Below are 8,755 nucleotides of genomic sequence, written 5' to 3'. Positions count from 1 at the left end.
CTCCGCTCCATCAGCTCACGCAAATGGGAAGTATTTCCGGCAGCGTGTCACGACCTAAGCCAGGCGAGCAGAGGGCACCGTTACTGCCCACCCCGCTTGGCCTACGAAGACTGTCACCACTCCCTTGACGGTAACGTCCTTGAAGCCGGAAACAAGTGAACGATAGGAGAAACATTTGCATTAAGCAAGCGCGATTATCAATTAATATTTGCTGCATTGCAATATACTCATACTGCGACGCAGTAACTAACCGATTTGGTTCATATATTCTGCCCAATGGGCCTGTCACACAAATTGATACTTCAAGCTGACATTATCGTTTGCCGACCGTTGTTATCTTTTGCTATCTACTTGGAAAATGTATATTTCAACCGGATAAAAGCGAGAAATGCCATGGCAGCGTTGAAAGTTGCAAATTTCGTCGTGTTAGCAGTTGCAACATTTGGCTTCGGTTTGCCGGCAAAAGCTGCGTCAGATTACCCCACATCGACGGTTGCCGAATATGTTTACGCCTGCATGAAAGCCAATGGCGAGAACCGCGACATGCTGCAGCGCTGTTCCTGTTCGATCGACGTCATTGCCTCCGTTGTGACCTATGATCATTACGAGGCGGCGGAGACATTCAAACAGATGGGACTGGTCGCCGGCGAGAGCGGCGCGCTGTTTCGCGAAAGCGCTCCGGCCAAGACAGCCATAGGCGAATTGAAACGGGCTCAAGCCGAAGCGGATGTTCGCTGCTTCTGATTGCCTTTGCAATCAAAGCGTCGATGAATCTATGGGCCACTCGTTCTGGAACTTTTTGCCCTTTGTGTCGGCTGCATCAACCTTGATTTCTTCGTCCGGTTTTGCATTGAACTCGAAGCGGAAGTTCGGATCCTCCGAGATCGATATGCCGCCGACCATGGACATGATGAGGCGATCGCCCTGGGTTATCGTCAGCCCGTCGATGAAATGCGGGGGAATATAATAGCGCGTGACCTGGTCCATCTGCAGCCCGGAATTATTGGGATGACGAATCATCAGCTGCATCTCCGTTGCGCGCGTCATCGGCTCCGTGCCCGCGGCCGTTGATGGGAACACCTTGAGCTTCATCTGTCCAAGCGAAGCCAGGGCTTCGTCCTGATTTTTCATGGCGGGTGCCGAGCATCCGCCTGACGCCTTGACGTATGTCTCGGTCATGTGCAGTTTGCCGTCCTCGGTCTCGGCAATCGCACGCACGTAGGAATAGGCGTTGACGCGCAGACGTGTGGCAAGATGGGTCACGCCGGCATCCTTGCCAAACTGGAATACTGCGGCGACGGGTGATGGATTTTCATCGACGATAAGCGTAACGGCTTTCAGTCTACCGGAAGCGGCATCGGTCTTGAAACGAAGCTCGACAGGAACGATGGCAGCATCTTCGGCGCGTTTGGGAGCCTCAATGCTGATGATGCCATCGGCAGGCTGAATGGGCTTTGCACCAAAGACATCGCCCTTGAGGCTGTTCCATGTCGTCGGCTCCGGCCCGGACGCGCTTTGCGCCGGCGCGCCGGAGGCTATGCCACATCCAAAGAGCGCCAATGACAACACAACCGCAAAACGGCTGCGCCGATTTGTGAGATCATGACTCATGCTTTGCCTCCACCAATTGGCGGTGCCCGGCTTTTGACCAATATATCACCTTGCCGAACGATCTGGCAAACATCCTGATCATTCCCATTCAAGTTCGGCGAAGGCGGCAGTCGCATTGCGCTCATTAAAGTCGTCAAACAGACGCCAATTGTCCGCCTCATGCCTGCCTGCGGTCGTTACTGCCCTGGCCATCGGCACGCCGTCGGCGATTGCCTTGCGGATATCGGCCGCCAGAACATCAAAATAACGCCGCTCGGGCTCAAGCGCCTGCGGCCAGTCAGCAGGCACTTCGCCGTGGCCCGGCACCGCCCGTTTCGCCTTGATCATCGCCAATGCATCGAGCTGGGCCATCCAGCCCCGAAGCGAGCCGTCCAGCGTCGGAAGGTGTCCGAGGAAGCAAAGGTCGCCGGTGAAGAATGTTTCGGTCTCACGGTCGAAGATCGTAAGGTCATTATCCGTATGGGCCGGTTTCCATGCCTTAAGGGTGAGTTTGCGCCCGCCAAGATCGATCTCGTCGACATCATCGACGCGTTTTGTCGGCGGCATGATCCTGATATCGGCCATCAGGGCACTGCCCATCGCAGCGCGATAGCTCTCAAGATAGAATCTGCCGCGGGCGGCAAGCGCACGCGGCAGATTGTGATGACCAACAATGATGGCGCCCGTGTCGGCAAAGGCGGCATTGCCGAATATATGATCAGGATGCATGTGGGTGTTGATCAGGTAGCGGATCGGCTTGTCGGTCACGTCGCGGATTGCCGCCAAAAGTTCGCGCCCCTCTGCCACGCTGCCGCCGCTATCAATAACCGCAACGCTTTCACCGCCGACGATAAAGCCAAGATTGCAGATCTTTCCCTCATTGGCGGCAAGCATGAGCGCCGGCTTGCCCCTGAACGTGAAGACGCCATCAGCGATCTCGCTGACGGGCAGCGCCATTCCTTGCGGCTGCTGCGCCAATGCAAACGGCGCATGAACCATCCCGCAACAGGCAATAAACATGCCCGTCCTGATGACATTGCGCCGGTTCGGCAGGCTCATGGCTTATTCTCCATGCCAGCGAATTTTTCCCTGAATGACCGCATAAGGTCGGCTTTCACCTGGGCATTGCGATAGTTGCGCGGCAGTCGGATATCGAATGTACCGATGACGTGTGCGGGCCTGTCCGAGAGTACGACAATCCGGTCGGAAAGCATGATGGCCTCCTCAATATTGTGCGTCACCATGAGAGCCGTAGTGGGACGCTGTGACCAGACCCCCAGCAACAGATGCCGCAGCTGTTGTGCGGTTGAGGCGTCGAGCGAAACGAACGGCTCGTCGAGCAGAAGGATATCGGGTTCGATCGCGAGCGCCCGGGCAATCGCGGCCCTGCGTGCAAGGCCGAGCGAAAGCTCAGAAGGATAGAACGCCCGCATCTTGGCAAGGCCAAGACTTGCAAACAGCTCATCCAGATTTGCCTCGCGCAGCGGTGATGGCATGGCCAAGCGAACGTTCTGTTCAACGGTCCGCCAGGGCAAGAGCAGGGGCTCCTGAAAAACGGCGCCCATGCGCGCCTGCGCCTTTCCCGGCAGCTGGACGGAGCCGCGATACGCCTTGTCCAATCCGAGCAGGATGCGCAGCATGGTGGTCTTGCCGCATCCAGACGGTCCAAGCACACAGGCAAATTCGTTCTCGCCGACCTCGAAGTTGAGGTCGCGCAGTACCTCGATCGTTCCGCCGTTGGATGTGCGGAACGACTTTTCTTCGATATTGACCTTAAGCCGCGCGGCGGCGCCAGCGAGTTGATGAGCGTTCAAGGGGCTGTACCACGACAAGTTCGATGAAAAGCATGACGGCGACGAAGGCGAGCGCATAGGCGAGGATTGCCGCCACGTCGAAAAGCTGGAAGAACAGGTTGATCTCGAAGCCGACACCGTTTGACCGGCCGAGCAGTTCGACAACGAGTACGATCTTCCATATCAGGGCAATGCCCGAACGCGATGCTGCGGCAATATAGGGTTGCAACTGCGGCAAGAGGAGATGGCGCAGGCGATCCAGGGGGCCGAACCGATAGACCGAGGCCATCTCGGCATAGCGCGGATCGAGTGCCCGCGCTCCTTCACGCATGGTTACGACGACGTTCGGGATCTTGTTGACCGCCACGGCGCCGATTGCCGCCACCTCGTTGAGGCCGAACCAGATATAGGCGAGCACGATGACGACAAGAGCGGGAATGTTGAGGAAGAGTATAACCCACGGGTTGAAAAACTGATCGGCGCGCTGGTAACTGCCAAGGATGACACCAATCACCGAACCGATGACCATGGCAAGCGTGAAGGACGCTGCGACCCGCCACAGCGTCATTGCAAGATGGTAAGGCAAATCCCCGCTGGCTGTCTCGCGCAGAAAGGTTTGCAGAACCAAGAAGGGGCCCGGGAAGGAGCGGCTCGGCCATGTTGTGGCGGCAAAATGCCAGAGCGCCAGAAGCACTACGAAGGACAGCGCGACCATGATCGGCGAGGTCAGTCGTCGCCGGTCTGCCGGTGCGTTTGCCCGTTGCATGCGATCGGATCGAGCGCTTGCCAGCCCCATTCATTCCTCTCCCCAGAAGGTGCCGGGTGCCAATATCCTGGCTGGCCCCACGAGTTTGGGCCCGCCGAGCTCGGCAAGTACGCCATAGAGCCTTGTGGCATCGGCCTGTTGTTGTTCGATCGTACCCTTCGGAATTCCCTCCCGGTAGCGATCCCGCAACACATCAAGTTCGCGGCCCGTAGCCTTGATGACGGGAGCCAGGCGTTGCCAATCGTCGTTAGACGTTGCAAGCAGGGTCTTGGCTTCGCGGCTCGCTTTAATGAAACCGGCAATGGCTTGCGGATGCGCCCTCGCCCATTTTTCGTGAAAGATGTACCCGATCGCCGAGGTCGTGCCCGACGCCCCGAGGGCCCTGGCGGCGTCATTTGCGCCTAAGAGCCGGCGGAACCCGTTTGCTTCGAGCCTGGCGGCGAAGTTCCAGAAGTTCAAAACCGCATCAAGCTCACCCTGTAGCGCCTTTTCGGCAAGGAGCGGTGGCGCGCCGTAGACGACATTACTCTCGGTTGCCAGGTCCACCGCGAACGCCTTTTTTGCCAGCCCCTGGATGAGCAGCCAGCTCTTGTCCAGTGGACCACCGGCAACGCCGAGCTTCTTTCCCTTCAGATCTTCAAGCGACCTTATCGGCGATTTGTCGGGCACCATGATTGCACCGACCGCGCTCGAATAGGGAACGAACGTCAGGTCCTCGCCCGCCGATCGCTGTCGCGAGACCCAGAGCCAGTCACTGACAATGATATCGACGTCACCAGCCATCATCGCGACATTGGTGGCATCCTCGCCGGCAAAGAAGCGAATGTCGACATTGATCCCGTGCTTCTCGTCGAGCTGATAGTGTTTGATTGTATCAAGTTCCCAATTCACCGTGCCGAATTTGAGGACACCAAGGCGCACCGTGTCGGCCGCTGCAGCGCTCGTCATGCCCAGTGCGTAAACCAAAAAGAGCATGGCCAGACAAAGGAGAGCCGATTTTTCTGAGCGCATCACCACGCGCTCCTCACAGCGAGCGTTCATTGGTCGGATAGTCACACTTCCAGCGAACCACCTTCTGCTTCGGATGCTGCCCCGACCATTTGGCGATTTCGGCCGGCGCCAGAAACATGCAGTTCAGCACACCGCCACGGTCCTCGAAATGCAGCCGTTCCTCCCGACAACTCGAAGGGTTCGATACAAGGCAGATTGTCAGGACGAGATCGACCACATTCATTATCGGCACCTCCCACCTCCAGCGCGGTCCGCCTGCCTGCGCTCCTGCGAAAGTCTGGTCAAAGGGCGGCTTCAGTCGCGCTGATTGGATTTCTCAAGGTGCCCGAATGAGAAACGTTTGCATCACGTTACGGATCCCTCGTGCGAACGTCAATCTCGACGCGCCCTTAAAATCGGCGCGCAATTTCTTCGTGCAAACGATTGACTTCTCAAGAGCGGCAGGTAACTCTCGAACCGTTCTAAATGGTGGACACCAATGCATGGAAATTGGTGCCAGTGTTCGTCCAGGGCACCCTTGGCGAAAATGAGGAAAAGCCATGCAATACACGAATACCCTATTGATTGGTCTGTCTATTGTCCTGTTATCGGCGGTGGGCGCGCGCGCCCAGGAGGGTGATGCCACGGCAGGCGCGACTGTTTTCAAGAAATGCGCCGTTTGCCATGTCGCCGATAGCGACAAGAACAAGGTCGGGCCATCATTGTTCGGCTTGTTCGGCAGAACGGCCGGGACACATCCGGGCTTCAGCTATTCGCCTGCCATGGTTGCGGCCGGCAAGGCCGGTCTGGTCTGGGATCCGGCTAGCCTGAAGGACTATCTGCATGATCCAAAGGCAAAGGTCAAAGGCACCAAGATGGCTTTTGCCGGTCTGAAGGACGATACGGAGATCACCAATCTCGAAGCCTATCTGAAGCAATATTCGAAGTGACCGCGATGCCGCCGCTGTCGCGGCGGCGTTCCATCCTCAAAAGCGTCACGCCGTCTCGCGCCATTTGATCGAGCAACCGATCGAAGCGATCTGTTCGCGCGGGCCCTGCCCGCAATTGGCGACCTGTTTCATGGCTTCAAAGAGGTCACGGCGCAGATCCGCCTCGCCCGCTTCCTTGCGTGATGCGTCAAGGCGGCCGCGATATTGCAGTTCACCGACATTGTTGAACCCATAAAAGTCGGGTGTGCAAACGGCGCCGTAGGCACGGGCCACCGTCTGTTGGACATCGTGGAGATAGTGAAACGGAAAGTCGTGTGCGCGGGCAAAGTGCTGCATGTTTTCGTAAGAATCGGCCGGATAGGCCGCCGCGTCGTTCGCATTGATCGCCACGAAGCCGATCCCGAAATCCTTAAGATCCCGGGCATCGCGGACGATGCGCTTTATGACGGCCTTTACATAGGGGCAATGGTTGCAGATGAATGCGACCACGAGCCCCCTGCGCCCCGCCTGCGCCAGGATCGAGTGCTTGTGGTCGTCGGTGCCGATGAGATTGGCGTCGACGGCCTTCCAGCCGAAATCGCATACCGGTGGTATCGCCGCCATCGTTTCAGGTCTCCGTTCAGGCCGCCGCTTTATGCCTTGCTGCATCGGCAGCATGACGGATTGCAGCGATATTGTCAGCATAGGCAATCTTGCCGGCGCCCTTGAATATGGCGGAACCTGCCACGAGCACATCAGCGCCTGCCGCCGCAACGAGGGGAGCGGTTTGCGGAGTGACACCGCCGTCGATTTCGATATGGATCGGACGCCTGCCGATCATCGATTTGATCCTGCGGACCTTGTCGATGACGGACGGGATGAACGCCTGACCGCCAAAGCCTGGATTGACCGTCATGAGCAGAACAAGGTCAAGACGATCGAGGACATACTCGATGAGGTTTTCGGGCGTCGACGGATTGAGCGACACCCCGGCTTTCTTGCCGAGATTGCGAATTGCCTGCAGCGAGCGGTCAAGATGCGGGCCGGCCTCGGCGTGGACGGTGATGATATCGCATCCTGCATCGGCGAAGGCGGGAAGATAGGCGTCGGCGGGCGCTATCATCAGATGGCAATCGAAGGTGGCCGTCGTCCGGTTGCGGATTGATTTGATGACCTGCGGACCAAAGGTGATGTTGGGGACGAAATGCCCGTCCATGACGTCGAGATGGACCCAGTCGGCGCCCGCGGCAATGACGTCTTCAACCTCCTGGCCCAGTCTGGAAAAATCTGCCGAGAGCACCGACGGCGCGATGAGTGTCTTCTTCGTCATCATGATCGTTCCTCCGGCTGGGACATTGCGAACACGCGGCTTGCCCTGATGTCGTCGGCTGTGATCGTCGAGAGCGCCCGGGCATCAACAGGACCGTTTGCGCTTTCGAACAGGCGGTTTGCCTGACGCAGGCGGGCTCGGTCGAGGGCATTGCGAATGGAGCGTGCATTGGAGAAGTGCGGCTGCTGGCGGCGCCGTGTGATGTAGTCGGCCATGATGGCGCGGGCTTCGTCGTCGAACGCATAGTTCTGCTTGGACAGCATCGTTTCGGCAATGTTCAGCAACTCGTCGTCGCTATAATCGGGAAAATCGATGTGGTGGGCAATCCTTGACCTGAAACCCGGGTTGCTTTCGAAGAACTTGTCCATGCGATCCGCATAACCAGCAAGGATGACAACGAGATCGTCCCGCTGGTTCTCCATTACCTGAAGCAGGATTTCTATCGCTTCCTGGCCGTAGTCGCGTTCGTTTTCCTGCCGGTGCAGGTAATAGGCCTCGTCGATGAAGAGCACCCCGCCCATCGCCTTCTTGAGAATTTCCTTGGTCTTGGGTGCCGTGTGGCCGATATATTGCCCGACAAGATCATCACGCGTTACCGAGACCAGGTGACCTTTTCGAATATAGCCGAGCCGATGCAACAGATCGGCCATCCGCAGGGCGACGGTGGTCTTGCCGGTACCGGGATTGCCGCTAAAGCTCATGTGCAGCGTCGGCGTTTCATGCGCCAATCCCATTCGCCGGCGGGCGCGCTCGACCAGAAGCAGGGCGGCTGTTTCCTTGATGCGCTGCTTGACCGGCTTCAGGCCGATCAGCTCGCGGTCGAGCTCGTCGAGCACGTCCTTGACGCCGGATTCGACATATTCGGCGCGAAGGTCAACGGCGGCAGGCGTCGCGGCGCCCCCATCATCGGTTGGGGGCTTGATGACAGCGGTATCAGCCATAGCGCTGCCCTGCAGGCTTGTCGGCGGCATAGGCGCGCGTTGTATAGCGGACGACGCGGCCTTGCGCTTCCTGGCGTGCAAGATGGAACCCCGGCTCCTCGGCCGGCCGGTTGACGAGAAACGACAGCTTCACGGACTCCCAGCCATGGCTGTTGTCGAAGGCGACGAACCGGATATAGCGGTCGCCGTAGACCTTGCGGCATTCCTTCAGCTCCATCATCAGGGCCGCCGCGTCCGGATTGTCGAACATCGGGTGACCCCACATGTCCCAGTAGGTGTTGCGCGGATGGGGATCATCGGTGAATTCGAGGCTGACGGCCCAGCCATTATCGATGCAATACTGGGCCTGGCGTGCGATCTGTTCGTCCGTCAGGTCCGGCAGGAACGAGAAGGCTCCCTGGGTGATACGCATATTG

Annotated in this window: 12 protein-coding genes; 2 read left to right on the top strand and 10 right to left on the bottom strand. The window is 58.2% G+C overall.

Annotation, left to right across the window (positions count from 1 at the left end):
• The first annotated feature begins 393 nt into the window (after positions 1-393).
• Complete coding sequence (locus AAAB35_RS18035; protein WP_340669651.1) at positions 394-744, top strand: hypothetical protein; 351 nt, start codon at positions 394-396, stop codon at positions 742-744.
• 12 nt (positions 745-756) lie between these two features.
• Here the strand turns inward: AAAB35_RS18035 and AAAB35_RS18030 are convergent, their stop codons facing one another.
• The 6 genes from AAAB35_RS18030 to AAAB35_RS18005 all read right to left on the bottom strand — a co-directional run bounded on the left by AAAB35_RS18030 (position 757) and on the right by AAAB35_RS18005 (position 5,383).
• Complete coding sequence (locus AAAB35_RS18030; RefSeq protein ID WP_340669650.1) at positions 757-1,611, bottom strand: quinoprotein dehydrogenase-associated SoxYZ-like carrier; 855 nt, start codon at positions 1,609-1,611, stop codon at positions 757-759.
• Between the two features lie 78 nt (positions 1,612-1,689).
• A complete protein-coding gene (locus tag AAAB35_RS18025) occupies positions 1,690-2,649 on the bottom strand; it encodes a quinoprotein relay system zinc metallohydrolase 2 (protein WP_340669649.1) in 960 nt (319 codons plus the stop codon).
• The gene (locus tag AAAB35_RS18020) at positions 2,646-3,404 is read right to left on the bottom strand and encodes an ATP-binding cassette domain-containing protein (protein WP_340669648.1); all 759 of its coding nucleotides are present in this window, start codon (positions 3,402-3,404) and stop codon (positions 2,646-2,648) included. The genes AAAB35_RS18025 and AAAB35_RS18020 overlap by 4 nt, the downstream gene beginning before the upstream one ends.
• The gene (locus AAAB35_RS18015; RefSeq protein WP_340669656.1) at positions 3,364-4,098 is read right to left on the bottom strand and encodes an ABC transporter permease; all 735 of its coding nucleotides are present in this window, start codon (positions 4,096-4,098) and stop codon (positions 3,364-3,366) included. The genes AAAB35_RS18020 and AAAB35_RS18015 overlap by 41 nt, the downstream gene beginning before the upstream one ends.
• Positions 4,099-4,179: 81 nt before the next feature.
• Positions 4,180-5,160, bottom strand: a complete 981-nt coding sequence (locus tag AAAB35_RS18010) for an ABC transporter substrate-binding protein (protein WP_340669647.1) — start codon at positions 5,158-5,160, stop codon at positions 4,180-4,182.
• Positions 5,161-5,173: 13 nt separating this feature from the next.
• Positions 5,174-5,383: a hypothetical protein gene (locus AAAB35_RS18005; protein ID WP_340669655.1), complete on the bottom strand. Its 210-nt coding sequence runs from the start codon at positions 5,381-5,383 to the stop codon at positions 5,174-5,176.
• A gap of 316 nt (positions 5,384-5,699) precedes the next feature.
• Between AAAB35_RS18005 and AAAB35_RS18000 the strand changes: the two genes are divergently transcribed.
• The gene (locus AAAB35_RS18000) at positions 5,700-6,089 is read left to right on the top strand and encodes a cytochrome c family protein (protein WP_340669646.1); all 390 of its coding nucleotides are present in this window, start codon (positions 5,700-5,702) and stop codon (positions 6,087-6,089) included.
• A gap of 45 nt (positions 6,090-6,134) precedes the next feature.
• Here the strand turns inward: AAAB35_RS18000 and AAAB35_RS17995 are convergent, their stop codons facing one another.
• The 4 genes from AAAB35_RS17995 to AAAB35_RS17980 are packed head-to-tail and all read right to left on the bottom strand — an operon-like array spanning position 6,135 to position 8,751.
• The gene (locus tag AAAB35_RS17995) at positions 6,135-6,692 is read right to left on the bottom strand and encodes a thioredoxin family protein (protein ID WP_340669645.1); all 558 of its coding nucleotides are present in this window, start codon (positions 6,690-6,692) and stop codon (positions 6,135-6,137) included.
• 16 nt (positions 6,693-6,708) lie between these two features.
• The gene (rpe, locus tag AAAB35_RS17990; RefSeq protein WP_340669654.1) at positions 6,709-7,398 is read right to left on the bottom strand and encodes a ribulose-phosphate 3-epimerase; all 690 of its coding nucleotides are present in this window, start codon (positions 7,396-7,398) and stop codon (positions 6,709-6,711) included.
• Positions 7,398-8,339, bottom strand: coding sequence for a CbbX protein (gene cbbX, locus AAAB35_RS17985; protein ID WP_340669644.1), 942 nt, complete (start codon positions 8,337-8,339; stop codon positions 7,398-7,400). Before cbbX ends, rpe begins: the two co-directional genes overlap by 1 nt.
• Positions 8,332-8,751: a ribulose bisphosphate carboxylase small subunit gene (locus AAAB35_RS17980; RefSeq protein ID WP_340669643.1), complete on the bottom strand. Its 420-nt coding sequence runs from the start codon at positions 8,749-8,751 to the stop codon at positions 8,332-8,334. Before AAAB35_RS17980 ends, cbbX begins: the two co-directional genes overlap by 8 nt.
• Between the last annotated feature and the right edge of the window lie 4 nt (positions 8,752-8,755).

The organism is Phyllobacterium sp., assembly GCF_037994425.1.
Taxonomy (GTDB): Bacteria; Pseudomonadota; Alphaproteobacteria; order Rhizobiales; family Rhizobiaceae; genus Phyllobacterium.
This window is presented reverse-complemented; position numbering and strand designations above follow the sequence as displayed.

Coding starts and splice junctions, on each gene's coding strand:
- AAAB35_RS18010 (WP_340669647.1), bottom strand. CDS start 5,160: ATGCGCTCAGAAAAATCGGCTCTCCTTTGTCTGGCCATGCTCTTTTTG.
- AAAB35_RS18015 (WP_340669656.1), bottom strand. CDS start 4,098: ATGGTCGCGCTGTCCTTCGTAGTGCTTCTGGCGCTCTGGCATTTTGCC.
- AAAB35_RS18005 (WP_340669655.1), bottom strand. CDS start 5,383: ATGAATGTGGTCGATCTCGTCCTGACAATCTGCCTTGTATCGAACCCT.
- rpe (WP_340669654.1), bottom strand. CDS start 7,398: ATGACGAAGAAGACACTCATCGCGCCGTCGGTGCTCTCGGCAGATTTT.
- cbbX (WP_340669644.1), bottom strand. CDS start 8,339: ATGGCTGATACCGCTGTCATCAAGCCCCCAACCGATGATGGGGGCGCC.
- AAAB35_RS18035 (WP_340669651.1), top strand. CDS start 394: ATGGCAGCGTTGAAAGTTGCAAATTTCGTCGTGTTAGCAGTTGCAACA.
- AAAB35_RS17995 (WP_340669645.1), bottom strand. CDS start 6,692: ATGGCGGCGATACCACCGGTATGCGATTTCGGCTGGAAGGCCGTCGAC.
- AAAB35_RS17980 (WP_340669643.1), bottom strand. CDS start 8,751: ATGCGTATCACCCAGGGAGCCTTCTCGTTCCTGCCGGACCTGACGGAC.
- AAAB35_RS18000 (WP_340669646.1), top strand. CDS start 5,700: ATGCAATACACGAATACCCTATTGATTGGTCTGTCTATTGTCCTGTTA.
- AAAB35_RS18025 (WP_340669649.1), bottom strand. CDS start 2,649: ATGAGCCTGCCGAACCGGCGCAATGTCATCAGGACGGGCATGTTTATT.
- AAAB35_RS18030 (WP_340669650.1), bottom strand. CDS start 1,611: ATGAGTCATGATCTCACAAATCGGCGCAGCCGTTTTGCGGTTGTGTTG.